The 23,935-nt window shown below is 56.5% G+C and carries 25 protein-coding genes; 19 read left to right on the top strand and 6 right to left on the bottom strand.

The window, feature by feature from the left end; all coding sequences use genetic code 11:
* The first annotated feature begins 55 nt into the window (after positions 1-55).
* The gene (locus G7090_RS17875; RefSeq protein WP_166183533.1) at positions 56-229 is read left to right on the top strand and encodes a hypothetical protein; all 174 of its coding nucleotides are present in this window, start codon (positions 56-58) and stop codon (positions 227-229) included.
* Between the two features lie 64 nt (positions 230-293).
* Here G7090_RS17875 and G7090_RS17880 read toward each other — a convergent pair whose 3' ends face one another.
* Positions 294-812: a hypothetical protein gene (locus tag G7090_RS17880; protein WP_166183535.1), complete on the bottom strand. Its 519-nt coding sequence runs from the start codon at positions 810-812 to the stop codon at positions 294-296.
* A 586-nt stretch (positions 813-1,398) separates the two neighbouring features.
* Between G7090_RS17880 and G7090_RS17885 the strand changes: the two genes are divergently transcribed.
* From G7090_RS17885 to cydB, 6 genes are all read left to right on the top strand, one after another.
* Positions 1,399-1,584: a general stress protein gene (locus G7090_RS17885; RefSeq protein ID WP_032613375.1), complete on the top strand. Its 186-nt coding sequence runs from the start codon at positions 1,399-1,401 to the stop codon at positions 1,582-1,584.
* Positions 1,585-1,676: 92 nt separating this feature from the next.
* Positions 1,677-2,171, top strand: coding sequence for a ferritin-like domain-containing protein (locus G7090_RS17890; RefSeq protein WP_166183537.1), 495 nt, complete (start codon positions 1,677-1,679; stop codon positions 2,169-2,171).
* A gap of 31 nt (positions 2,172-2,202) precedes the next feature.
* Positions 2,203-2,709, top strand: a complete 507-nt coding sequence (locus G7090_RS17895; RefSeq protein WP_106994952.1) for a ferritin-like domain-containing protein — start codon at positions 2,203-2,205, stop codon at positions 2,707-2,709.
* 15 nt (positions 2,710-2,724) lie between these two features.
* Complete coding sequence (locus tag G7090_RS17900) at positions 2,725-3,597, top strand: manganese catalase family protein (RefSeq protein WP_106994951.1); 873 nt, start codon at positions 2,725-2,727, stop codon at positions 3,595-3,597.
* A gap of 76 nt (positions 3,598-3,673) precedes the next feature.
* Positions 3,674-5,077, top strand: a complete 1,404-nt coding sequence (locus G7090_RS17905) for a cytochrome ubiquinol oxidase subunit I (protein ID WP_166183539.1) — start codon at positions 3,674-3,676, stop codon at positions 5,075-5,077.
* Positions 5,077-6,087, top strand: a complete 1,011-nt coding sequence (cydB, locus tag G7090_RS17910) for a cytochrome d ubiquinol oxidase subunit II (protein WP_166183542.1) — start codon at positions 5,077-5,079, stop codon at positions 6,085-6,087. The genes G7090_RS17905 and cydB overlap by 1 nt, the downstream gene beginning before the upstream one ends.
* Positions 6,088-6,194: 107 nt before the next feature.
* Here cydB and G7090_RS17915 read toward each other — a convergent pair whose 3' ends face one another.
* From G7090_RS17915 to G7090_RS17930, 4 genes are read right to left on the bottom strand one after another with little or no spacing between them, the layout of a single operon-like run.
* The gene (locus G7090_RS17915) at positions 6,195-7,181 is read right to left on the bottom strand and encodes an SDR family oxidoreductase (protein WP_166183544.1); all 987 of its coding nucleotides are present in this window, start codon (positions 7,179-7,181) and stop codon (positions 6,195-6,197) included.
* Positions 7,182-7,190: 9 nt separating this feature from the next.
* Entirely contained in the window at positions 7,191-7,715 is a 525-nt protein-coding gene (locus tag G7090_RS17920; protein ID WP_106994947.1) for a 2-oxo-tetronate isomerase, read from the bottom strand.
* A complete protein-coding gene (locus tag G7090_RS17925; protein ID WP_166183546.1) occupies positions 7,712-8,164 on the bottom strand; it encodes a DUF421 domain-containing protein in 453 nt (150 codons plus the stop codon). The genes G7090_RS17920 and G7090_RS17925 overlap by 4 nt, the downstream gene beginning before the upstream one ends.
* Before the next feature lie 9 nt (positions 8,165-8,173).
* Positions 8,174-8,686, bottom strand: a complete 513-nt coding sequence (locus G7090_RS17930) for a hypothetical protein (protein ID WP_166183549.1) — start codon at positions 8,684-8,686, stop codon at positions 8,174-8,176.
* 142 nt (positions 8,687-8,828) lie between these two features.
* Between G7090_RS17930 and G7090_RS17935 the strand changes: the two genes are divergently transcribed.
* From G7090_RS17935 to G7090_RS17955, 5 genes are all read left to right on the top strand, one after another.
* On the top strand, positions 8,829-9,221 hold the full coding sequence (locus G7090_RS17935) for a YdeI family stress tolerance OB fold protein (protein ID WP_166183551.1): 393 nt from the start codon (positions 8,829-8,831) through the stop codon (positions 9,219-9,221).
* A gap of 221 nt (positions 9,222-9,442) precedes the next feature.
* On the top strand, positions 9,443-11,122 hold the full coding sequence (locus G7090_RS17940) for a ShlB/FhaC/HecB family hemolysin secretion/activation protein (protein WP_242685335.1): 1,680 nt from the start codon (positions 9,443-9,445) through the stop codon (positions 11,120-11,122).
* Positions 11,122-11,670 (top strand): toxin-activating lysine-acyltransferase, encoded by a 549-nt coding sequence (locus tag G7090_RS17945; RefSeq protein WP_106994942.1) that lies wholly within the window; start codon positions 11,122-11,124, stop codon positions 11,668-11,670. The genes G7090_RS17940 and G7090_RS17945 overlap by 1 nt, the downstream gene beginning before the upstream one ends.
* A complete protein-coding gene (locus tag G7090_RS17950) occupies positions 11,663-20,149 on the top strand; it encodes a hemagglutinin repeat-containing protein (protein ID WP_166183553.1) in 8,487 nt (2,828 codons plus the stop codon). Before G7090_RS17945 ends, G7090_RS17950 begins: the two co-directional genes overlap by 8 nt.
* Complete coding sequence (locus tag G7090_RS17955; RefSeq protein ID WP_166183555.1) at positions 20,142-20,390, top strand: hypothetical protein; 249 nt, start codon at positions 20,142-20,144, stop codon at positions 20,388-20,390. The genes G7090_RS17950 and G7090_RS17955 overlap by 8 nt, the downstream gene beginning before the upstream one ends.
* Positions 20,391-20,400: 10 nt before the next feature.
* Here G7090_RS17955 and G7090_RS17960 read toward each other — a convergent pair whose 3' ends face one another.
* Positions 20,401-20,640 carry a hypothetical protein gene (locus G7090_RS17960; protein ID WP_166183558.1) on the bottom strand — a complete coding sequence of 80 codons (240 nt, stop codon included), beginning with the start codon at positions 20,638-20,640 and terminating at the stop codon, positions 20,401-20,403.
* A 208-nt stretch (positions 20,641-20,848) separates the two neighbouring features.
* Between G7090_RS17960 and G7090_RS17965 the strand changes: the two genes are divergently transcribed.
* The 7 genes from G7090_RS17965 to G7090_RS17995 all read left to right on the top strand — a co-directional run bounded on the left by G7090_RS17965 (position 20,849) and on the right by G7090_RS17995 (position 23,923).
* Positions 20,849-21,232, top strand: coding sequence for a hypothetical protein (locus G7090_RS17965; RefSeq protein WP_166183559.1), 384 nt, complete (start codon positions 20,849-20,851; stop codon positions 21,230-21,232).
* Between the two features lie 85 nt (positions 21,233-21,317).
* Positions 21,318-21,539, top strand: a complete 222-nt coding sequence (locus G7090_RS17970) for a hypothetical protein (protein WP_166183561.1) — start codon at positions 21,318-21,320, stop codon at positions 21,537-21,539.
* Between the two features lie 169 nt (positions 21,540-21,708).
* On the top strand, positions 21,709-22,062 hold the full coding sequence (locus tag G7090_RS17975) for a hypothetical protein (protein WP_166183563.1): 354 nt from the start codon (positions 21,709-21,711) through the stop codon (positions 22,060-22,062).
* Between the two features lie 262 nt (positions 22,063-22,324).
* Entirely contained in the window at positions 22,325-22,807 is a 483-nt protein-coding gene (locus G7090_RS17980) for a hypothetical protein (RefSeq protein WP_166183565.1), read from the top strand.
* A 21-nt stretch (positions 22,808-22,828) separates the two neighbouring features.
* Positions 22,829-23,077 carry a hypothetical protein gene (locus G7090_RS17985; RefSeq protein WP_242685336.1) on the top strand — a complete coding sequence of 83 codons (249 nt, stop codon included), beginning with the start codon at positions 22,829-22,831 and terminating at the stop codon, positions 23,075-23,077.
* A gap of 171 nt (positions 23,078-23,248) precedes the next feature.
* Complete coding sequence (locus tag G7090_RS17990; RefSeq protein ID WP_166183567.1) at positions 23,249-23,524, top strand: hypothetical protein; 276 nt, start codon at positions 23,249-23,251, stop codon at positions 23,522-23,524.
* Between the two features lie 75 nt (positions 23,525-23,599).
* Positions 23,600-23,923, top strand: a complete 324-nt coding sequence (locus G7090_RS17995) for a hypothetical protein (protein WP_166180987.1) — start codon at positions 23,600-23,602, stop codon at positions 23,921-23,923.
* The last annotated feature ends 12 nt before the right edge of the window (positions 23,924-23,935 follow it).

Genomic DNA, 23,935 nt, shown 5'->3' on the forward strand with positions numbered 1-23,935 from the left:
AAACGCGACCGCTGTAAACTCTGATGAAATGGTTAAAAACCAACCGGGAGACGTTATGATCAAGCAAAACAAAAAAATCGATTCTGTTAAAGCGACTGCTGCTGCCAAACGCGCCGCAGACTTCTGGGCAACTATTGACGGCAACAAACTTGCACAAGTGGGCCAGCGGGAAAAAGAGATGGACCTCGTTGGGCCAACAAAGAAAGCTGAACTCGTTAACGTCGGCTAACGGAGTATCCCACTACGCGGCACGTTCATCCCAGCCCTCTTCCTCCTGGGAGAGGGGATCCCCCTCACCCCACTTCCCGCATCTCCGCCGCCAGATACACCCGCACATAGCGCACAAACTTGCCGACAAACACCCCGGCGAACAGCCCGCCGGTGATGATGGCGAACGCACTCACCCCTGGACGCTGCAGCACGTCGGGTGCGATGGCGCTCATCACGCCCAATACGTACTTCACCGCAAAGGCCAGCATCATAAAAGGCAGGGCCGAATAGTCCGCCTCACGATAGATGCTGCGCGGGGCGGCGGCGCGCGAGACGACCGTGCGTTTGCTCAGGATGTAGCCCATCGCCGCACCGCTGAGCAATCCCACCAGCCACAGGGAGCCGGTCGCCAGCGTCAGCGTGCGGAAAACCAACAGATCGTAGATGTCCCAGAGCAGAAAAATGGCCGGGATGATGGCCAGCTTTTCCAGCGCCACGGTCGCGGGCTTGCGCGCCTTGAGGCCCCGGCTTATCAGAAACAGCAGGATGAGATAGACCCAGAAGGGAGTGTGGATCAGGATACCCGAAATGAAATCAATCATATGGCTCACCGTTGCAGCTAGCAGGATGACACCGCGTCACCGCTCCGGCTCAGTATTGCCGATGGCTGCAGATCCACCATCATACTTTATCAGGGTTTTTAATCCGGCCCTTCGCTTACCCTTTTCGAAGTAGAATTTTCGATGAATCATTGTAATCCATGCATAATATACTCAACCGCTTCGCTAGATTATTTTTTAGTCACTCCTTAGCGCTGCGAATAATATAAGAAATCAATTAAGACTAATCCCACGTATTTTAATTTTTTATGCGCTATGCATCGCTTACCCAATTTGTAAACTTCAGTAAAGAACCCCGCCGCGTCTGGATCCGCACGCTTCAGCGAGACACAGAAAAGCGCACAAAGCCCTTACCCCGGAAGGTCGTTTGATAACATAACCTTGTAGAAGAATATTTTGAAAACAAGCGAACCGATATATTCATACAACTCAGCACCAGGGCAGGAAATTATACGAAAAATCTGGTTTGACTCTTCAAAATTACTGGCTAAATTTAATTCTGAACGACAACGGATACGAATGAAAACGTATCTTACTGACATAAACGATGTATATGAGGAAACATAATATGGCAGAGCAACGTGGTGGTTCAGGTAATTTCTCGCAAGATCGTGAAAAAGCCTCTGAAGCAGGGAAAAAAGGTGGACAGCAAAGCGGCGGTAATTTTAAAAACGATCCGCAGCGCGCTTCTGAAGCAGGTAAAAAGGGCGGTCAGCATAGCCATGGTGGCGGACGTAAGTCTGACAACTCTTAATTCATCTCATTATTAAAGCCTGTTATTCACTTTAATCGGTAATCTGCGGGTCCGCGGGCTCGCAGAATTTTTATGTCACTGGAGAAAAGCGTATGAATATGAAAAGTATAGAAGATGTATTTATTCACTTGCTATCCGACACCTACAGTGCTGAAAAACAGCTGACCCGTGCCCTGGCTAAATTGTCCCGCGAAGCCTCCAGCCCGGATCTGAGCGCTGCGTTTAAAGCGCACCTGGAAGAGACCCACGGCCAGATTGAACGTATCGATCAGCTCGTGGAGAAAACGCCGAATATTAAACTGAAAAGAATGAAATGCGTTGCAATGGAAGGCTTAATTGAAGAAGCAAATGAAGTCCTTGAAAGCACAGAGAAAAATGAAGTGCGCGATGCAGCATTGATCGCCGCGGCGCAGAAAGTCGAACACTATGAAATTGCCAGTTATGGCACGCTCGCCACGCTGGCAGAGCAATTAGGCTATACCCAGGCGGTAAAATTATTAGCCGAGACGCTGGAAGAAGAAAAATCCACCGATCTTAAACTCACCGATCTGGCCGTCGGTAATATTAATCAGAAAGCAGAAAAGTAAGCCGGAATTAACCGAACCCGAGGAAGAAAATATGAATCACGTAGAACACTACCATGACTGGCTACGCGATGCTCACGCCATGGAAAAGCAAGCTGAATCTATGCTCGAATCTATGGCCAGCCGCATCGATAATTATCCTGATGTACGCGCTCGCATCGAGCAACATATAACTGAAACAAAACACCAGATTACTCTGCTGGAAGAGATCCTTGATCGTAACGATATTTCCCGTTCGATGCTGAAAGACTCCATGAGCAAAATGATGGCGTTCGGCCAGTCTATGGGCGGTATGGCCGCGTCGGATGAGATCGTGAAAGGTTCTATTAGCGGCTACGTTTTCGAACAGTTTGAAATTGCCTGCTACACCTCTCTGCTGGCCGCGGCGAAAAAAGCCGGGGACGTGGCGTCAGTACCTGCTATCGAATCTATCCTTGCGGAAGAACAACGCATGGCCGACTGGCTCATCCAGCACATTCCGGATACCACGGAACAATTCCTCCTGCGTTCAGATGCTGACGGCGTGGAAGCGAAAAAATAACCCAGGAGTGAGCCTATGTTTAGACACGTAAAACAGCTGCAGTACACCGTTCGCGTTGCCGAGCCGAATCCTGGCCTCGCGAACCTGCTGCTCGAACAATTTGGCGGCCCTCAGGGTGAACTGGCCGCTGCCTGCCGCTACTTTACGCAGGGGCTGGGCGATGACGATCCAGGTCGTAGAGAGATGCTGATGGATATCGCCACCGAAGAGCTGAGCCACCTTGAAATCATCGGCACAATGGTCGGTATGCTGAATAAAGGTGCCAAAGGCGAACTGGCAGAAGGCACCGAAAGCGAAGCGGAACTCTACCGCTCCCTGACGCAAAACGGTAACGACAGCCACATCACCTCCCTGCTGTACGGGGGTGGGCCACCGCTGACCAACTCCGCGGGCGTACCCTGGACTGCGGCCTATATTGACACCATTGGTGAGGCCACAGCCGACCTGCGCTCGAACATCGCGGCAGAAGCACGTGCCAAGATCATCTATGAACGCCTGATCAACGTTACCGACGATCCTGGGGTGAAAGATGCCCTCGCGTTCCTGATGACCCGTGAAGCCGCGCACCAGCTCTCGTTTGAGAAGGCGCTGCAGTCGATTCGCAATAATTTCCCACCGGGGAAATTGCCGCCAATCGAACAATACGCCACCACCTACTACAATATGTCTGCAGGTGATGATCTTCGCGGCAGCTGGAACAGCGACGAAAACTTCGAGTACGTTGCCGATCCGCAACCTGCCGTTGACGGTGGGGACGGTAGTGCTCAGGTCACGCTTTCGAAAGAGCAGGCCGCTCTGTTGAAAGCGATGGCGAAACGCTCCGAGTCGGATCCGAAAGCCAATCCGCTAACTGGCGCTGAGCTGGGGGCCGGTAAGAAAAAACCGTAACCCCGCGCCGAAGAAAAATGCTGTACCACAATGCCCCGTTCCTTGCGGGGCATTTCGCTGACAGGGGTAGAGTACGATGTTCGAACTCGATGCGTTCCATCTCGCCAGGCTTCAGTTCGCCTTCACAGTGTCGTTTCACATTATCTTCCCGGCCTTAACCATCGGCCTCGCCAGCTATCTGGTGGTGCTTGAGGGCATGTGGCTGAAGACCAAAAATGACGTCTGGCGCTCGCTGTATCACTTCTGGTTAAAAATCTTCGCGGTTAACTTCGGGATGGGCGTGGTCTCCGGCCTGGTCATGGCTTACCAGTTCGGTACCAACTGGAGCGGCTTTTCCCAGTTTGCCGGGAGCATCACCGGCCCGCTGCTCACCTATGAGGTGTTGACCGCCTTCTTCCTCGAAGCGGGATTCCTCGGCGTAATGCTGTTTGGCTGGAACAAGGTCGGGCCCGGCCTGCACTTCTTTGCCACCTGCATGGTGGCGCTGGGCACCCTGATGTCCACCTTCTGGATCCTCGCCTCCAACAGCTGGATGCACACCCCGCAGGGCTTCAGCATCGAGAACGGCCAGGTGATCCCCGAGGACTGGTTCGCCATCATCTTTAACCCCTCCTTCCCCTACCGCCTGATCCATATGTCCATCGCCGCGTTCCTCAGTAGCGCCCTGTTTGTGGGTGCCTCGGGAGCCTGGCATCTGCTGCGCGGGAACGACAGGCCGGCGGTGCGCAAGATGTTCTCAATGGCGCTGTGGATGGCGCTGTTGGTTGCGCCGATTCAGGCCTTTGTCGGGGATATGCATGGCCTGAACACCCTCGAACATCAACCGGCAAAAATTGCCGCCATTGAAGGCCACTGGGAAAATCCACCGGGTGAAGCCACGCCACTGCTGCTGTTCGGCATCCCGGATATGGAAGAGGAACGCACTAAATATGGGCTGGAGATCCCGGCGCTTGGCAGCCTGATCCTCACCCACAGCCTGGATAAGCAGGTTCCGGCCCTGAAAGACTTCCCGAAAGATGAGCGACCCAACTCGCTGATCGTCTTCTGGTCATTCCGCGTGATGGTCGGCCTCGGGATGCTGATGATCCTGATGGGCGTGGTGAGTCTGTGGCTGCGTCACCGCCACCGACTGTATCACTCCCGTCCGTTCCACTGGTTTGCCCTGAGCATGGGGCCGGCCGGCGTGGTGGCGATCCTTGCTGGCTGGATCACTACCGAAGTGGGGCGCCAGCCGTGGGTGGTGTATGGCTATCTGCGCACCATTGACGCGGTGTCGTTGCACAGCACCCTGCAGATGAGCATCAGCCTGCTGGCGTTTATCGTTGTCTACTGCTCGGTGTTTGGCGTGGGGTTTGTCTATCTGGTGCGATTGATTAAGAAGGGACCGCAGCCTACCGACAATCTCTCGGTGAATACTGACGGCAGACCTGCGCGTCCGCTCTCAGCGGCGGAACCGGTACCGGAAGAGGAGAAATCATAATGGGCGTCGATATCTCAGTGATCTGGTTTGCTATCATCGTCTTCGCCACCCTGATGTACATCATCATGGATGGTTTCGATTTGGGTATCGGCATGCTCTTCTGTTTTGAGCGTGACCCGCAGGCGCGTGACGTGATGGTCAACAGCGTCGCCCCGGTCTGGGACGGAAACGAAACCTGGCTGGTGCTGGGGGGCGCGGGGCTGTTTGGCGCCTTCCCGCTGGCCTATGCGGTGATCATCGACGCCCTGACGATCCCGCTTACCGCCATGCTGATCGGGCTGATCTTCCGCGGCGTGGCCTTTGAGTTTCGCTTTAAGGCCACGCCCTCGCACCGCAAATTCTGGGACTACTCCTTCGCGGGCGGTTCGCTGCTGGCGACCTTCAGCCAGGGGATTGTGGTCGGGGCGATGATTAACGGTTTCGACGTCGAGGGCCGCCGCTTTGCCGGTTCTGCCCTTGACTGGCTGACCCCGTTCAATCTCTTCTGCGGGCTGGGGCTGATGGTGGCCTATACCCTGCTGGGCACGACCTGGCTAATCATGAAAAGCGAAGGGGCGTTGCAGCGTCATATGCGGGAGCTGACCCGTCATGTGCTGCTGGCGCTGCTGGTGGTCGTAGCGGTGGTGAGCGTCTGGACGCCCTTTGGCTGGCAGTATGTGGCGGATCGCTGGTTCTCGCTGCCGAACTTCTTTTACTTCATGCCGGTGCCGGTACTGGTGGCGGTATTCGGGGTATGGATCTGGCGGCTCACCCGCAACCCGCACAGCCACGCCCGGCCTTTCCTGCTGACGCTCGGGCTGATTTTCCTCGGCTTTAGCGGGCTGGGCATCAGCCTGTGGCCCAACATTATCCCGCCCCGCATCACCATCTGGGACGCGGCCGCCCCGCCGTCCAGCCAGCTGTTTATGCTGGTAGGCACGCTGCTGATCATCCCGTTGATTCTGGTTTATACCGCCTGGAGCTACTACGTGTTTCGCGGCAAGGTGACGGATACCGAGGGCTACCACTAATCCGGGTGGCGCTGACGCTTACCCGGCCTACAAAATCCCGCAGCATGCAAGATCCGTAGGCCCGGCAAGCGCAGCGCCGCCGGGCGTTGCCGCACCCGGCCTGTTTGCTATTTCCGCCGGGTGAGACACTTCCCAATTAACAGCAGTCCGGCCAGCGCGGCGGTGCCCAGCAGGGCTTTGCCCGGTACGCCGGAGGTGATCGCCGCGGCGCGGGATTTGGCCTCCGGGGTAAAATGGCCGTGCACCCGGTGCTCGCCGCCGACCGGGTTGGTCAGGTTATCCCGCCGATCGGGCGGGTTGAGCTCCTCCTCCATCTGCCCTTCCCAGGCCTTTTTCACCATCATCCGGTCGAGAAAACCGGGGAACAGGAACTGGCCGACAATCGCCCCGATGGTGCTGCGCCCGACCCACAGCTCGCGCACCGGCTTCTGCGCCACGCCGTAGATCGCCTCGGCGGCGACCTCCGGCTGAAACACCGGTGCCACCGGACGCATACTGTAGGCGAACTTATTCCGCGCCCAGTCAAACTGCGGCGTGTTGAGACCCGGCATCTGTACCATCGCCAGATGCACGCCGCTGCGCTCATGCATCAGCTCGGTTCGCAGCGCGTCGGTAAAACCACGGATCGCCGCCTTGGCGCCGCAATAGGCCGACTGCAGTGGAATGGAGCGGTAGGCCAGCGCGGAACCAACCTGAATAATCACCCCGCTGTCGCGCGGTATCATATGCTCCATAGCGGCCCGCGTGCCGTTGACGCAGCCCAGATAGGTCACCTCCGTCACCCGACGAAATTCATCGTCGGTCATGCTGTAAAATGGCGCCAGGGTGGTGCACATGGCGTTGTTTATCCACACGTCGATAGCGCCCAGCCGATCGACCAGCGTCCGGGCCGCCTGGCTCAGCGCCTCGGCATCCACCACGTCCACGCTCACCGCATGACAGTTGACGCCGTAGTTCGCCACCTCCGCCCGCGTGGCTTCCAGGCTGTGGTTATCCCGGGCAATCAGCCCCACATCGTAGCCCGCCGCTGCAAAACGCAGCGCCGTGGCTTTGCCTACCCCAGCCGTAGCGCCGGTAATCACCACCACACTCATAGCCTCTCCTTAGTGCAACTGCTTTTTCCAGTGCGGGATCTGCCGCAACAGTTCAGAAAGCGCGTAGCGAACCGCTTTCTCAATCACATCTTCACACTCGCCGGTGAAGTGCTGCACAGCGGTAGTTACCTCGCCGCGGAAGCACCAGCCAAACCAGACGGTACCCGCCGGGGTGCCATCCTCGCCGCCGTCCGGCCCGGCGTAGCCGCTGATGGCGATGCTGACATCCGCATCGGCCAGCTTCAGCGCCCCCTCGGCCATCTCCCCTACCGTCTGGCTACTCACGGCAGTGTATTTTTCCAGGGTGGCATTACTCACCCCCAGCACCTTGTGCTTGGCTTCATTGTTGAAGGTCACCACGCCGGTGCCAAAGAACGAGGCGGTATCCTTTTCGGCGCAGAGCGCAGAGGCCACATTGCCACCGGTGCAGGACTCCGCCGTGGTGAGCAGCCAGCCTAAATCAGTTAACACCGTCGACACCTGGCTGGTGAGTTCCTTGGTGGTTTTGGCCTGGTTCCAGATATTTTCTTTCATGATTCACTCTCTTCGGGAATAATCGAAATATGCCCGTTACGTTCAAGGATGGCGTATTTAATTTTCTCCAGCTGGTATATGCCGTGATTTTGTCGGGCCGATACCAATATATCGTCGCAGGAGACATCTACTTTTTTTAATTTTTCGTTCTGTAATTCACCATGTACCACCAGAATAACCGGGGAACCATCGAGCATCGATTCCGCGCCGGAGATATATTTTTTTGCCACGCCGAAAAGCATATCAATCACCACCAGCGTAATAATGATTAACATGGCACCGGTAACCGAAAAATCCTCACCCAGCAGCGCCTGCTGGGTGGCCTCACTGATAATTAATAACAGGATCAAATCAAAGCTGGTCATCTGCAGCAGCGCCCGCCTTCCGGCAATTTTAAACACCACCAGTAAAATCAGATAAATCGCCACTGCCCTGAGTATCATTTCCATGCGGGACCCCTAAGGATAGATAAATTGCCAGAAAGAGAGACCCGGCTGATTATTTACTGTGACGGTAGTGACGGTTTTACCCGGCTGTTCCGGGGTGCTGTAGAGCCAGACGGTAAAATCCTGACGCGCTTTTGCCGCCTGATAAACCAGCACCAGCTCCCCGCCCTCGCTGCGCATTTCATCGGGCTGCGGCCAAATATTATCGGTTTGCGTTCGCGCCATATATTCTCCGCCAATGCGCAGCGTCAGCGGAGTCTCACCCTGACCCGGCGAGGTAATTTTCAACTCCACGGGAGAGAGCAGTCGGCCAAAACGCTGATATTCCACCTGCACGCTGTTGGCGGCGTTGGTTTTTGTTGCGTCGCTAAAATAACCGCCCGAAAAAAGCCCTAACAGCGCAGCGGCAATAATCAGCAATAACAGTACAAAACCGAAGCGGTGAGCGTTGTATTCAAGCTGCAGGGCGGCATGGTTTTGTTTCACGCCGGGCAAAGAAGGGGATTTTTCTTTTGCATTCGCCATATATCACCTCACCGTCTCGCTTATTAATATTATGCAGCCAGATGATTTTTATAGATAATTTTGATTAAGACTGTTCTTGTTTGCAAAATAAAAAATAGCAACCAGGCTTAATCTGTCAAGCCAGTTAAACCAAGGAGGCCGTATGAAATTAACTGTCGCACCCTTATTGTGTTGTCTTTTAATCCCGGCGGCGTATGCCGAAGATAATGGTGGACTGAAGGAAGATACTGCCCCTCCGGCGCCACATGCGCTGGATGATGGTTATCGTGGCGCGGAAGATGCCAGAATCATGACCGTGGAGCAGGCTAAAGAGATGCACGACGGGGCTACGATCTCCTTGCGGGGTAATTTAATTGATGGCTCCGGTGGGGATAAATTTAAATTCCGCGATAAAACCGGCACTATTGATACCATTATTCCTCAGGCCGTATTTGATGGCCGCACCGTTCAGCCCGATAATATGATCAGCATTAACGGCAGTCTGGATAAGAAATCCACCCCGCCTGTGGTGCGTGTCGACCGCATCCAGAAATAACCGTCAATTTCACTTAAGTTTCGCGTGGATATTTCCTGACATCCACGTGAAACCCCCGATATATTCTCTCAAGACGCAAACCTACCAGAATTGAGGAGCCCAAAACTCGGATAATTCTGTGCTTTAGGATTAATCCCCCTTTCCTTCCCCTCCCAATACTTAAACAATTTTACACAAATTCACATTGTATTCTTTTTTGCTTACACAGCACGGATTCGCCGATGAACGCCCGACACAATATCGCCATAATAATAACGACAGCCACCGGGCTGTCTTTACTGTTTCCTGCCAAGGCGGCGGAGCCGGATAATCAATTTATTATTCAGCAGCAGCGCCAGAGAGCATTAGAGCAGCAATTAACCCCGCCCGTTCCCGACGTGCGTCTGTCCGAGCCCTCATCCGGCTTTGGCAAGATTGCTTTTCCCACAGAAAAGCCCTGCTTCCCGATTAACCGCGTCGAGCTGAGCGGTCAGGAGGCCCTGCCCCACTGGCTGCCGCTCCAGCGTATTGCAGACCAGGCTCAGGGGCGCTGTCTGGGCGGGAAAGGGATTAACCTGCTGATGAGCACGATGCAGAACCGCATCGTCGACCACGGCTGGATCACCACCCGCGTGCTGGCTCCGTCGCAGGATCTGAAGAGTGGCACCCTGAAGCTGGCCATCGTGCCGGGCACCATCCGCCATGTGAAGCTCACTGAAGATAGCGACGATTATATCCAGCTCTACAGCGCCTTCCCGGCTCACGAGGGGAACCTGCTGGATCTGCGCGATATTGAACAGGGGCTGGAGAACCTACAGCGCCTGCCGACGGTCGAGGCCAACATGGAGCTACTGCCGGGAGAGAATCCGGGCGAGAGCGACGTGGTGATCACCCGTAAGCAGAGCAAAATGTGGCGTATCGGCCTGTCGCTGGACGATGCCGGGACCGAAACCACCGGGCGCTACCAGGGCGGCGTCACTCTGTCGCTGGATAACCCCTTCTCCCTGAGCGACCTGCTGTATGTCTCGGCCAGCCACGATCTGAATGACAAGGGCGGTAAAGGCAGCAAAAACTATACCGCCCACTACTCGGTGCCCTTCGGCTACTGGATGCTGGGCATCACCGGCAGCGACTATGACTACCACCAGACCGTTGCCGGGCTGAACGAGGATTATCGCTACAGCGGTAAGAGCAAAAACCTCGACATTCAGCTCAGCCGCGTGCTGCACCGCAGCGGCTCGCAGAAGACCACCTTCTCTTACGACGTGCTGGCGCGGGAGACCCGCAACTATATCGACGATACGGAAGTGGGCGTTCAGCGCCGGCAGACCGCGGGCTGGCGCATCGGGCTGGATCATCGCCACTACATCGGCCAGGCGACGCTGGATGCGGGCATCAGCTATCAGCGCGGCACCCGCTGGTTCGGGGCGCAGCCTGCGCCGGAGGAGTACTGGGGCGATGCCACCGCCCTGAGCAAAATTACCCAGCTCAGCGCCGGACTCGATCTGCCGTTTGCCATCGGCACGCAGAACTTCCGCTACAACGTGCAGTACCTGCGCCAGATCAGCAATACGCCGCTGACGCCGCAGGATCAGTTTGCCATCGGCAACCGCTGGACGGTGCGCGGCTTTGACGGCGAGCGCACCCTGAGCGCCAGCCACGGCTGGTACGTGCGCAACGATCTGGCCTGGCGCACCCCGCTGCCGAACCAGGAGTTCTATCTGGGTGCCGATTACGGCGAAGTGGGCGGTTACAGTTCGGATCTGCAGGTGGGTAAACACCTGGCAGGCGGCGTGGCGGGCCTGCGCGGCAACGCCTTTAACACCGGCTACGACCTGTTCGCCGGGACGCCGTTCTCGAAGCCGGACGGCTTTGAAACCAGCGATCTCACGCTCGGCTTTAACCTCAACTGGAGCTGGTGATGCGCGTCGGAAATCTGGAGATTAAAGCCCCGCTGATCCTCGGCGGGGAAGAGAGCGAGGCCGAAGTGCTGGGGGCCACCGTCTGGCTGTGGATGCACTCCCCGATGCACCGGGATGCCCCCCTGCACGCCCTGCCCACCCTGCTGCTGCCGATCATTAAGCGCCGTCAGTACGTGCTGGTTATCGAGAACGACCGCCCGGTCTTTTTCCTCAGCTGGGCCTGGCTGAATGAGGAGGCGGAAGCCCGCTACCTCACCCGCCCGTCCATTGAGATGCAGGAGGCGGACTGGGACAGCGGAGATCGGATCTGGTTCTGCGACTGGATCGCCCCCTTCGGCCACACCCCCGCGATGTACGACCTGATGCGCCGCGATATCTTCCCCGACCACGTCTGCCGCGCGCTGTATCACCGCGGCGCAGAGCGTGGCAAGCGCGTGATGCTGTTCCACGGCAGCCACGTCAGCCGTCAACACGCCAGAGAGTGGCAACAGAATCACCCGCTCGCAGTAAGCCTGCCGGAAGCGTTTAAAGGAACGAACCATGAATAAGAACCTGTACCGAATTGTCTTCAACAAAGCGCGCGGCATGCTGATGGTGGTGGCGGATATCGCCCGCTCCGGCTGCGCCGGTTCGTCCCGTTCTTCCGGCATCGGTCATACCCACAGCCAGCTTATCGGCAAGGTGAGCGCCATCAGCTTTAGCCTGTGGCTGGCGATGGGGGCCGTGCAGACGGCGCAGGCCACCATCGTGGCAGACGCCGGTGCGCCGAAAAACCAGCAGCCGACGGTGGTCAACAGCGCCAACGGCACGCCGCAGGTCAATATCCAGACCCCGTCCGCGGCCGGGGTGTCACGCAACAACTACACCCAGTTCGACGTCGACAGCAAAGGGGCGATCCTCAACAACTCGCACAAAAATGTGCAGACCAATTTGGGCGGCATGGTGGCGGGCAACCCGTGGCTGGCGAAAGGCGAAGCCAAAGTGATCCTCAACGAGGTCAGCTCCCGCGATCCGAGCAAGCTGAACGGCATGATCGAAGTGGCAGGTAAAAAAGCCCAGGTGGTGATCGCTAACCCGTCGGGCATCACCTGTAGCGGCTGCGGCTTTATCAACGCCAACCGCGCCACCCTCACCACCGGCCAACCGCAGATGAAAGATGGCGCGCTGACCGGGTTTAACGTCGAGCGCGGCGAGGTGGTGGTTGAAGGCGCGGGGATGGACACCTCCGGCGCGGATTACACCGACATCATCGCCCGCTCGGTGAAGGTTAACGCCGGGCTTTGGGCTAACGATCTGAAAGTCACCACCGGACGCAACAAGGTGGATGCCGCCCACGAGGCGATCGAAAAAGGCAGTGACGATCCTGCCACCCGCCCGCAGCTGGCGGTAGACGTGGCCAGCCTCGGCGGCATGTACGCAGGCAAGATCCGCATGGTTGGCACCGAGACCGGCGTCGGGGTGCGTAACGCCGGGGCCATCGGTGCCCAGGCGGGCAGCGTAACCATCTCTGCCGACGGGCGCATCGAGAACAGCGGCACCGTGCGCGCGGGCGACGCTGCCAGCCTGCAAACCGCCAGCGAACTTAACAACAGCGGGGTGATCACCGCTGCCAATAACGTCCGTGCGAACGCCGCCAGCCTGACCAGCAGCACCAACAGCGTGCTGGCCGCCGGGGTCAAAAGTGACGGCAAGCTCGCCGACGCAGGCGATCTGGAACTCAGCACCAGCGGCCAGTTAACCACCCACGGCCAAAACCTCGCGGGCGGTAATCTCAGCGCCCGCGGCCAGGGCGTGGACGTCAGCGGCAGCCAGACCCAGGCTAAACGTGTTCTGCTGGACGGCGGCGCGGAGGATGTGAGCACCGCCAGCGCCAGGGTCAACGCCAGTGAACTGACCGTCCGCAGCGGTAAGATGCTTAACAACGCCGGGGGCGCGCTGAGCGCGGAGACGATTAACCTCAGCGCCCACGACCTCAGCAACCAGCAAGGCAAAATCGTTCACAGCGGCGGCAGCGCGCTGGCAGTGGATCTGCCGGGCAAGCTCGATAACCGTCAGGGGCAGATTGGCGCAGCCAACGGCGTGCAGCTTAAAGCGGCGGCCATCGACAACACCGCAGGGCAGATCGTGGCGGTGGCGGGCAACACCCGACTGGACGCCGGAACCCTCAACAACCAGCAGGGGCTGATCTCTGCGGCTGCGGGCGACGGCGAGATCCAAAGCCAGCAGGCGGTGAATAACGCCAAAGGGCGTATCGAGGCGGCGAAAACCCAGCGCATCAACGCCGGGCGCCTCGACAACCAGCAGGGGGTGATTGTCGCAGACGGCGCAACCCTGGCCCTGAATGAATTTGATAACCGTTCCGGCTCCCTGCTCTCTCAGGGTTCCCTGAACCTCGAGAGCGGCGCGCTGAACAACCAGAGCGGCTTCCTCGCGAGCGACGGCGATTTTAATCTGAGCGCGGGTGCCATCGACAACAGCGACGGCCAGATTGGCGCAAACCGGACGTTAACCGCCGGATTCGACACGCTCACCAATAACAGCGGCGCGCTGAAATCGGTCGGGGCCATGACCCTGAGCGGCGGCCTGCTGGATAACAGCCACGGCACCACCTTCTCCGGGGATAGCCTCGCCTTCAGCGGCGACACGCTGAACAATACCGCCGGGCAGCTGGCGGCGACTGAGAGCCTGTCCCTCACCACCACGCAGCTCATCAATAATAACGGCGTGCTGCAGGGCGACGGGGTTAACCTCACCTCCGGCGCGGTCGATAACAGCTCAGGTACCCTCAACAGCCTGGGTGCCCTGAACCTCTCGGCAGAACGCATTAATAACCAGGCAGGCACTCTGGCCGCCAGCGGCGCGGCGGATGTGGCGGCCACGGATCTTGATAACCGCAGCGGCGGACGCATCATTGGCGAGGCCGATACCGCCCTGCACACCACTAACCTGCAAAACGGCGGCGGGCAGATCCAGTCGGTGGGCGATCTGCTCCTCGACAGCGCCCGGGGCACCGTGGATAACGTCTCGGGGCTGATCCGCAGCGGTAAAAGCGTGACCCTGACTGCCCTGCACTTTGCTAACCAGAATACCCTCAGGGAAAACCAGGGCCTCGAAGGCCAGAGTCTGGCGCTCAATACCGACAGCCTGGACAACCAGCGCGGCAGCATCCTGGCGAATAACACCCTGAGCATGGATAACAGCGGCGTGCTGAACAACAGCGCCGGGGTGCTGGCCTCGGGCGAAACGCTGGATCTTAGCGGTAACGGGCTGAACCTGCTGAATGCGGGCGGCACCCTGAAAGCGGGTAAAGCGCTGAGTGTGGATGCGGCGTCCCTCGATGCCAGCGGCCAGCTGCTGTCGCTGGGGGATATGGATCTCCACAGCACCAGCGGCGTGAACAACACCGGCACCACCATCGCCAACGGCAACCTGACCTTCACCACCGACGGCGATCTCACCAACAGCGGCCAGCTGATGGCGGGCAGCGCCCTCGATGTGCAGAGCGCCAACCTGACCAACCTCGCCAGCGGCGAAATCAACGCCGGTAGCACCACCCTGACCGCCAGCGGCACGGTACGCAATACCGGCCTGATCGACGGGATTGTCACCCGCATTAACGCCAATACCCTGACCAACATCGGCACCGGGCGGATCTACGGCGATGCGGTGGGGGTCAATGTGAATACCTTCAACAACCTTGCGGAAAACGGCACCGCGGCGACGCTGGCCGGACGCGAGCGCGTGAACCTCGGCGTGCAGACCCTGAACAACGCCGACCATGGCCTGATCTACAGCGCAGGCAGCATGACCATTGGCGGGGCGCTGGACGACAGCGGCGCCGTCACCGGTCGCGCGGGCACCATCAATAACCACAGCTCCACCATTGAATCCGCCGGGGATATGGCGATTGCTGCCGGGCAGATCAACAACATCAACGACCACTTCTCCACCGAAGTGGTGCGGGTGTCGCAGGACGATCTCACCGACTATCAGCACACCGGATCAACCAACCGCTGGAGTTCGACAGAGCAAGGTGTCTGGGTGGATGACAACTCCTCCGACGGCCTGAAAAACCTCAACACCCCGGAGCGTTCCGGCCACGGCAACGATAATTTCAACCAGTACGACTACACCCGTACCATTGACGAAACCCGCATCAAAGAGAGCGACCCGGCGAAGATCCTCGCGGGTGGCAACCTGCTCATGACCGGCGACAAGCTGTTTAACGACAAGAGCCAGGTGATCGCAGGCGGCACGCTGGCGATTGACCAGATGGGCAGCGTGCAGAACGAGGACGTGCCCGGCAAGCGTTACACCACCGATGAGGGCACCGTCACCCACTACTACCGTATTCGCCACAAAGGCGACGACGAGCAGGGGCGCGATCGCACGGCGTACACCCCGCCAACCACCATTCAGGATATCGCCCTGAAACCGGGCCAACTGATCAGCAACGGCAGCGTCGAGGGCAGTAACCTCAGCATCACTCCGCTGGTGTTGCAGGGAACCGACGTGGCGATTGGGCAGGCCGCGGGGGTGAAACCCGCGCCGCAGCAGACCGTCTCCCCGGGCGAGCCGGTGACCCCGCCTGCCGGGCAGCAGTTTGAAGTGACCCCGGCCGACGGCGCGATCCGCATTATCGGGCCGAATACCACCCTGCCGGACAACAGCCTGTTCAAGGTGAACCCGTCGTCAGACGTGCCGTACCTGGTGGAGACCGATCCGCGCTTTACCAACGAGCGCCAGTGGCTCGGCAGCGACTATATGCAGGACGCCTTTACCGCCAATGGCGACAACACCCAGAAACGGCTGGGGGATGGCTACTACGAGCAGCGCCTGATCCGCGAGCAGGTGATTGGCATTACCGGCCAGCGCTATCTCGACGGCTACAACAACGACGAAGAGCAGTACAAGGCGCTGATGGATCGCGGCATTACCTTCGGCAAGCAGTACGATCTGAAGATCGGTGTGGCGCTGACGCCAGAGCAGATGGCGCTCCTGACCGGGGATATCGTCTGGCTGGTCAACACCCGGGTGAAGATGCCGGACGGCTCAACCGAGAACGTGCTGGTCCCGCAGGTCTACGCCAAAGTGAAACAGGGCGATATCGACGGCTCAGGGGCGCTGATTGCCGGGAATAATGTCTCCATCAAGCTTAACGGCGACCTGTTTAACCGCGGGACGATTGCCGGGCGCAAAGTGCTGCAACTGGACGCCGACAACATCACCAACCAGACCGGCACCATTCAGGGTGCGGACGTTAATCTGAACGCCCGCACCGATATCAACAACATGGGCGGTGCCATCGTGGGCGACAGCAGCGTGCTGGCCAGCGCCGGACGCGACATCAATCTCACCAGCACCACCCTCAGTGCCGACAGCGTTAACGGCGAGAACAGCTTTGCCCGCACCACCATCAACAGCGTCTCCGGCATTTACGTGCAGGGCGACGACGGTAAGCTGGCGCTGCAGTCCGGGCGGGATATCACCCTGACCGGGGCGCAGGTGATCGCCAGCGGCGAGAATGGCAAAGCGCAGCTGGTGGCCGGGCGGGATATGACCCTCAATACGGTGGAAACCGCCAGCCGCGATAACCTGGTGTGGGATGGTGACAACAGCCTGAAGCAGGGCCAGACCCAAACCGTTGGCAGCGAAGTGACCGGCATAGGCGACGTCACCCTGGCCGCCGGGAACGATCTCAACGCCCGCGCCGCCGCCCTCTCCGCCGGAGAGGCGCTGAACGTCAGCGCCGGGAATAACCTGACCCTGACGGCGGGTGAGAATACCCAGGATCTGGACGAACGGCATAAAGTGGTGGGCGGTAACGGCTTCCTGTCGAAAACCACCACCACCACCCGCGATCAGATTGACCGTCAGACGGTGCAGAGCAGTGAGCTGAACGGCAACACCGTTAACCTCACCGCCGGAAACGATCTTACCGTACGCGGCAGCAACGTGGCGGGCACCGGGGACGTCTCCCTGCTGGCAGGCAACAACCTCACCGTGGAGACCCAGGGCGAGCGCAATAGCGAACTGCATCAGAAGCAGGAGAAAAAATCGGGCCTACTGAGCTCGGGCGGAATCGGCTTTAGCGTCGGCACCCAGAGCATCAAAACCACCGACACCGGCGCGGACGCCACCCAGGCGGGCAGCACGGTGGGCAGCGTCAACGGCGACCTGACCCTGCGGGCGGGAGATCGCCTGACGGTGAGCGGCTCAGATCTGGTGGCCGGTCAGGATATGACCCTGACGGGTAAAAACGTCGACATCACGGCGGTGAATAACCGCAGCCAGCAGACCCACGAGGTGGAGCAGAAAACCTCCGGGCTGACCCTGGCGCTCTCCGGCACCGTCGGCAGCGCGCTCAACAGCGCCGTCGAGGCCTCCCAGCAGGCGAAATCCTCCGGCAGCAGCCGCCTGCAGGCGCTGCAGGGCGTGAAGGCCGCACTCTCCGGGGTGCAGGCCGCCCAGGCCGGACGGATGGATCAGGCTCTGGGCGGGGATGCCTCTAACACCAATACCGTAGGCATTAGTCTCTCTTACGGCAGCCAGTCGTCGAAATCGACCCAGTACAGCGAGCAGAACACCGCCCAGGGCAGCACCCTCAACGCCGGGCGCGATCTCAGCGTGATCGCCACCGGCAGCGGCGCGCGCGGCGCGGACGGGGATCTGACCGTGGAAGGCAGCCAGCTCAGAGCAGGCAACGACCTGACTCTCGCCGCCAATCGCGATCTCTACCTGCGCTCGGCGCAAAACACCCAGCTGCTGGACGGTAAAAACGAGAGCAAGGGCGGCAGCGTCGGGGTTGGGATCGGCGTCGGCTCCGGCGGCTTTGGCCTCAACATCTCCGCCAGCGTCAACCGGGGCAAGGGCAACGAGAGCGGCAACGGCACCACCCACAGCGAGACCACCGTGGACGCGGGCCGCCAGGTGAATATCCTGACCGGACGTGACGCCACCCTGACCGGGGCGCAGGTGAGCGGCGAAACCGTGAAAGCGGACATTGGCCGCAACCTGACCCTCACCTCCGAGCAGGACAGCGATCGTTACGACTCGAAGCAGCAGAACGCCAGCGCGGGCGGGAGCTTCAGCATCGGCTCCATGACCGGCTCGGCCAGCGTCAACCTCAGCCGCGATAAGATGCACAGCAACTACGACTCAGTGGTGGAGCAGACCGGGATCTTCGCCGGCAAAGGCGGCTACGACGTCACCGTGGGCGAACATACCCAGCTCAACGGGGCGGTGATTGGCTCGACGGCGACCGCCGATAAAAACCGTCTCGATACCGGCACCATCGGCTTTAGCGATATTGAAAACCGCGCCGATTTCGAAGTGGAACACCAGAGCGTGGGGATGAGCACCGGGGGCAGCATCGGCAGCCAGTTTGCCGGCAACATGGCCAACGGCCTGCTGGTGGGCGCGAACCGCGACGGGCATGACAGCAGCACCACGCACGCCGCGGTATCGGACGGTACGCTGATCGTCCGCGACCAGGATCGTCAGGTCCAGGATGTCAACCAGCTCAGCCGCGACGTGGAGCACGCCAACCAGACGCTCTCCCCTATCTTCGATAAGGAGAAAGAGCAGGAGCGACTCCAGCAGGCGCAGCTGATCGGCGAGATTGGTAATCAGGTGGCGGATATTGCCCGCACCGAGGGCAGCATCCGCGCCACCAACGCGGCGAAAGAGAAGCTGAAAAACGTCAACGCGCAGGATCTGCAGGAGGCGAAAGCCGCGTGGGAAAAAGCCAACCCGGGCAAAACCGCGACCCTTGAAGACATTAACGGCCAGATCTACCAGACGGCCTACAACGACGCGCTCAGCGCCTCCGGCTTTGGTACCGGCGGGCAGTATCAGCAGGCAATTCAGGCGGCGACAGCGGCGGTTCAGGGGCTGGCCGGGAGCGATCTCAGCGCGGCACTCGCGGGCGGTGCCGCACCGTACCTGGCTGATGTCATTGGGCACCGCAGTGGGTTGAGCGACGAGGGCAAAGTTGCCGCCCACGCGGTGGTCAACGCTGCGCTGGCCGCCGCTCAGGGGCAAAACGCGCTGGCGGGTGCCGCCGGTGCCGCCACAGGCGAACTGGTGGGGATGATCGCCCTCGAGATGTACGGCAAATCTGCCGATAAGCTGGATGAAACGCAGAAACAGACGGTTTCTGCGCTGGCGACGCTGGCGGCGGGTCTTTCTGGCGGGCTGGTGGGCGACAGCTCTGCTTCTGCTGTGGCGGGGGCGCAGGCGGGTAAAACGACGGTTGAGAATAACACCGTTGGCGACATCGCCGCGGCACTGCAGCAGGGTAAAACCACCGCGCAGGTGGCCGAAGAGCAGGTGAAGGCCGAAAATGAACGCTATAAGCGCGAAAACTGTGGCGGGATGAGCGCCGAAGCCTGCTCGGTTAAAATGTACACCGAGCGTCGGGAAGCGCTGAAAGAGATGGCGTTGTTTGGCGTAGATTTTGTCCCGGTCGTGGGTGACATTAAGAGCTTTGCGGAAGCGCACAGTGCGCTTGATTATCTGGCTGCAGCTATCGGGGTTATACCCGGTGCCGGTGATGTTGCCGGAAAGGCGATAAAAGGCGCGGAGAAAGCGCTTAAAGCGGGCGATCTGGAGGCGGCATCTAAGTTCATCAATGAAGCCAGCCATGAGATCAACATTAAATGGGTGGACGAAAATGCACGTATGAGTAATAGAGCCAGAGATTACAATGACTCTGCCTCCGGCGCTCGTTCCAATATTGAAACCAAAAAAGGGCAAGCACCCGCTATCGATCGCATTGATGATAAAGGAGTTACTCGTCCTGTTCGTTTTGATGGAGTGGAGGGTAATATCATGATTGATCGTAAAATTTCGGTCGTGACAACGGCAAAAGCGAAAAACCAGGCGCTAAGACAATCGGAAGCACTCCAAAACAACGGCATGACTGGACGCTGGGAAGTGCCAAATCAGACACAGGCAAACCGCGCTCAAAAGATGTTTGATGAGCTCGGAATTAAAAACATAGAGGTTAAAATTGTCCATGAGTAATCCAAATCAATTAGTAAAGATTATCGCTGATTTCGCTATTTTCCTGGAATTTAATGATGAAGATACCCTAAATCCCGATGCTGCAGTTGAGATGATGGAAAGCATTGCCGCCGATCTTGACCTGCTCAGCAATGACGAAAAAGTGAACCTTATTAAATCTTTTGATGACATTTCAAAAATGTACAGTGGAGAGGAAGCTGACTTCGTCAAGGATCTGCCCGATACCTTTGGTTTGCGTTGACCCGTAGTTGTCAGTCAGGCGCGACAAGGAGGAAGAACAGGAGCGGCTCCAGCAGGCGCCGCCGATCGGCGAGATTGGTACTCAGGTGGCGGATATTGCCCGTATCGAGGGTAATATCCGCCCACGCGGTGGTCAACGCCGCGCTGGCGGGTGCCGCTGGTGCCGCCGCGGACGAGCAGGTGGGGATGATCGCAGGGGTAACAGAGAAGCTCGTTGCTAAAGTCGTCCGCAACGCTGAGTCAGCAGCCATCCAGGTTGACTCATTCCACAATCTTTTGAAATGTCCTTACCAAACGGTCAGAGAGTATGGGTTCACGGAAATGCTACCGAGCATATGGCTGAATATGCCGTATGGTGAGAGGATCACTATTGATGGTTGGCAGTTGGAGATTAAGCCTCCTCGTGCTGCGCGTGAGTTGCCAACAATTATTCATGCTCGTTACTTAGGATCCCATTAAATGGATATAGAAATCACCAACCCTGTTAATATTATGTTCGATGTGGTGGAACTTGATGAACATATTCCATCACTGAAATTTAGTATTACGATCCGCGTGAGGAAATTTAATTACACCTCAGAAGCGCAATCTCAATTATGGATTGAATGCCAATGTTTTGACCAGTTTATTGAGAGTATGCAGAAAGGCGAAACAGCAGTGCTTAAAGATATGAATGGTTTTTTCGAATTACGAATAGATTCTACAGAATGCTGCCTGGAGTGGTCATGTGCCAAAGAAGATCTGCAAGGAAATGTAGCATCCTCTCAAGGCAAGGAAAAACTCACTCCTCAAGCAATGCGCATGTTGTATGACGCATTTAATAATTATCCAAGATGGTGGTAATCAAGCAGAAGATCCTGGGTTCAGCGCCAGGATCTTATTTTTAACTTTCTACCGTAGCTCGGGTGATGGTGTTAATGGTTCTTAAATGAAAAACAGCACTAAATCGTTTATTAACCTTGTTTACCTGTGCTGCGCGATAGATGTGGTCGTGTTCATCCTGACACTCGTTGGCCGTTTAGTCGGCGCAGGATTAACATGGAATGTGAAAGAGGGTTTTCCCTTCTCTTTCAAGGACGTGTTGATATGTCTTGAGTTAACCTGGCTGGGTTGCCTGCGGGTTTGGTCATCTGGTTTTTATCACCGGTAAAAAGCCCAGGGAATACCCTATTATGATAATTAACCATTGCCTGGCACTCGGTTAGCGGAATTTTTGGCTATAAATTTGTTCTTTAACAATCAAGATATATTACTCTGGAGAAGTGCACGCCAGATGGGAGTTATAAAATAACAGTCAAATGGGTTAGCATGAGGTGATTATGGCTGGATGGTTGTATTTTGGAGGACAAGATGGTGTCTCATTGGGATCTTCCGCAATTGATTTTATCGCTTCTTATCTGCGGCCTTATATTGCCGGAGTAAGTACAGAGGTTATGGAAAAAGTTTATGAAACCTATGACCTCTTCGATGATACATTGGATTTTTCCGCTTTATCATCAAAAGATTATATGCATTGTTACAGCCAGTTATTAAAATCTTTTGAAACTGATCTTGCGGCGGTTCCGATTATTAACGGGAAATCGCGGCAGTGGGCAATTGGCATCTGGCATGATGAAATAAAGCCCAAAATGCAGGTATCACCTCTTTACATTACTGATTTGTTAGATAAATAGAGAAACCCTGGCCTTTGTGCCGGGAGCATGCTGTCAGACGTAACCCACTGGTCTCCTGGCAAATGCCCTGCTCGGGGGAACCTCATCGATGGTATGACCTTGTTAAAGTTATCGCTGCTATGGCCATTGTTCTTAAATTCACGGATGATGATTCGCTCTCGTCTGGTAACGCAATCGGGATGATGAATAGTATTGCCGCTTCCGTAACAATACAGCCAGATGGAACGAAACGATTAACCACAATGACGACAAGAGCCTTTAAATGACAAATATCTCTGTTAGCAAACTTCAGGCGGGATTAGAGCGTTATCTGTTAAGCGGTCATGTCGAATCAGATTCATTTAACGATCCAAATGATGATATTCTGGAATATCTGGGCATGCTGCTCGTGGAAGATCAACCCACGGCGCTAAAGTATTGCCAGAGATTTTTGCAGCTGTCCCAGGTTAATGATGAAATAAAGTCAGCCGCACTTGATTTCTTACTGCTGTCTGGTGAATGGAGTTTCGCTTATCAGTATCTTTATAGCCAGGCGGAAAGACTTTCTATCCCGGAACTTGAAAAGGCGTTTTTTTATTTTTATTGTGATAAAAACGAAGCTGCACCTTATCCCTTTCCCGAAGGGCTATTCACTAAATTGTTAGCACGATACGAGGTTGTTAAGAATGAGCCCGATGCTTATTTTTATCATCTTCATAAAGCCTATAATGACTTTATTAAAACACTTTCCGATACGCGAAATTGACTTTATTGTGGGGAAGAATCTGTGACTCACTCACATCATTTGATTAAAGTTATTGCCGACATGGCCATTTTTCTTGAATTCGCTGACGAACATTCGCTCAATCCAGATGCCGCTGTGGAAATGATGGAACATATTGCCGCCGAGCTTCAGCTATTAACGGACTATGAGAAAGGGCGCGTCATCGATTCCTTTGCAGAGATTGCGAAAGCGTACCGGGGGGATGAGTCCGACTTTGTCAAAGCCCTTCCCGATACCTTTGGTTTACGTTGACGTCAAGCTGGAAAATGCCGACAAACGTAGCGATGCACTGGTTTCTAAATTTACTAAAGACCCTTCACAGATGAGCAGTTCTGAGCGGGCTGAACTGGCGGGTTATCATTAGTAATATTGGGGGCTCAATTACTAGTGAAGCTGTTGGGAATGCTACAAAAGGAACACTTGATGAAGCTGATAAATCTATTAAAAAGTGATCAGAGGGGTAATTTGAACACTCTGATTATGTTAATAATACGTTGTATAATTTGCATTTTTATTCTAGCGATGTCTGGCTGTCTTCTTGGCAGGTTAATGGTGTTTTTTAAAACTAATGCTTTATTTTTTGATTGGGGAAAGGATGTTTTTTATTCTTTGAAAGTAGGTGTTTCTGCTGGTGCGTTAGCAGGGTTTGGTATCTGGATAAAAGTAAAATTACAAGAAAAAAAAGAAGATAGTAAATAAACCAACAATAATCTCAGTCAGCAGACTGGTATTGTTGTTGAGAATAGCGCCCCTGGCGACATCGCCACGGCGCAAGTGACGGGTAAACCCACCGAGCAAGTGGCCGAAGAACAGGTGAAGGTATTGACTATCGAGAAAACAACTCCAATCGTAGAAAAAATGCAACGCATGGCTACATTATTAGAATTAGGGGGTTATGCCGAATGGTCAGCCAGTATTTTTAAACTGGCTAAAAAATATGAGCATGAACCTGATGATACCAAACACATTTTTCTCAATCTCTATGGTGGAATGGGATCTCTAAACGATCTCGTACTGTATAGAAACGGAAAGGTTTTGATGAGTGAAAACGATGAACTCGATCAGCTCAGACGCGACCTGTTTAACCTTCTTTCCTGAACAAAAACCCCG

Origin of the sequence: Leclercia sp. 29361, from assembly GCF_011290365.1 — a bacterium.
GTDB classification, from domain to species: Bacteria; Pseudomonadota; Gammaproteobacteria; order Enterobacterales; family Enterobacteriaceae; genus Enterobacter; species Enterobacter tamurae.

Bases quoted from the DNA above. Each gene is read 5' to 3' on its own strand.
- G7090_RS17970 (WP_166183561.1), top strand. From the start codon at position 21,318: ATGAAAAACAGCACTAAATCGTTTATTAACCTTGTTTACCTGTGCTGC.
- G7090_RS17905 (WP_166183539.1), top strand. From the start codon at position 3,674: ATGTTCGAACTCGATGCGTTCCATCTCGCCAGGCTTCAGTTCGCCTTC.
- G7090_RS17940 (WP_242685335.1), top strand. From the start codon at position 9,443: ATGAACGCCCGACACAATATCGCCATAATAATAACGACAGCCACCGGG.
- G7090_RS17900 (WP_106994951.1), top strand. From the start codon at position 2,725: ATGTTTAGACACGTAAAACAGCTGCAGTACACCGTTCGCGTTGCCGAG.
- G7090_RS17980 (WP_166183565.1), top strand. From the start codon at position 22,325: ATGACAAATATCTCTGTTAGCAAACTTCAGGCGGGATTAGAGCGTTAT.
- G7090_RS17930 (WP_166183549.1), bottom strand. From the start codon at position 8,686: ATGGCGAATGCAAAAGAAAAATCCCCTTCTTTGCCCGGCGTGAAACAA.
- G7090_RS17955 (WP_166183555.1), top strand. From the start codon at position 20,142: ATGAGTAATCCAAATCAATTAGTAAAGATTATCGCTGATTTCGCTATT.
- G7090_RS17875 (WP_166183533.1), top strand. From the start codon at position 56: ATGATCAAGCAAAACAAAAAAATCGATTCTGTTAAAGCGACTGCTGCT.
- G7090_RS17945 (WP_106994942.1), top strand. From the start codon at position 11,122: ATGCGCGTCGGAAATCTGGAGATTAAAGCCCCGCTGATCCTCGGCGGG.
- G7090_RS17975 (WP_166183563.1), top strand. From the start codon at position 21,709: ATGGCTGGATGGTTGTATTTTGGAGGACAAGATGGTGTCTCATTGGGA.
- G7090_RS17880 (WP_166183535.1), bottom strand. From the start codon at position 812: ATGATTGATTTCATTTCGGGTATCCTGATCCACACTCCCTTCTGGGTC.
- G7090_RS17950 (WP_166183553.1), top strand. From the start codon at position 11,663: ATGAATAAGAACCTGTACCGAATTGTCTTCAACAAAGCGCGCGGCATG.
- G7090_RS17915 (WP_166183544.1), bottom strand. From the start codon at position 7,181: ATGAGTGTGGTGGTGATTACCGGCGCTACGGCTGGGGTAGGCAAAGCC.
- G7090_RS17925 (WP_166183546.1), bottom strand. From the start codon at position 8,164: ATGGAAATGATACTCAGGGCAGTGGCGATTTATCTGATTTTACTGGTG.
- G7090_RS17990 (WP_166183567.1), top strand. From the start codon at position 23,249: ATGAAGCTGATAAATCTATTAAAAAGTGATCAGAGGGGTAATTTGAAC.
- G7090_RS17960 (WP_166183558.1), bottom strand. From the start codon at position 20,640: ATGGCTGCTGACTCAGCGTTGCGGACGACTTTAGCAACGAGCTTCTCT.
- cydB (WP_166183542.1), top strand. From the start codon at position 5,077: ATGGGCGTCGATATCTCAGTGATCTGGTTTGCTATCATCGTCTTCGCC.
- G7090_RS17895 (WP_106994952.1), top strand. From the start codon at position 2,203: ATGAATCACGTAGAACACTACCATGACTGGCTACGCGATGCTCACGCC.
- G7090_RS17965 (WP_166183559.1), top strand. From the start codon at position 20,849: ATGGATATAGAAATCACCAACCCTGTTAATATTATGTTCGATGTGGTG.
- G7090_RS17890 (WP_166183537.1), top strand. From the start codon at position 1,677: ATGAATATGAAAAGTATAGAAGATGTATTTATTCACTTGCTATCCGAC.
- G7090_RS17885 (WP_032613375.1), top strand. From the start codon at position 1,399: ATGGCAGAGCAACGTGGTGGTTCAGGTAATTTCTCGCAAGATCGTGAA.
- G7090_RS17920 (WP_106994947.1), bottom strand. From the start codon at position 7,715: ATGAAAGAAAATATCTGGAACCAGGCCAAAACCACCAAGGAACTCACC.
- G7090_RS17935 (WP_166183551.1), top strand. From the start codon at position 8,829: ATGAAATTAACTGTCGCACCCTTATTGTGTTGTCTTTTAATCCCGGCG.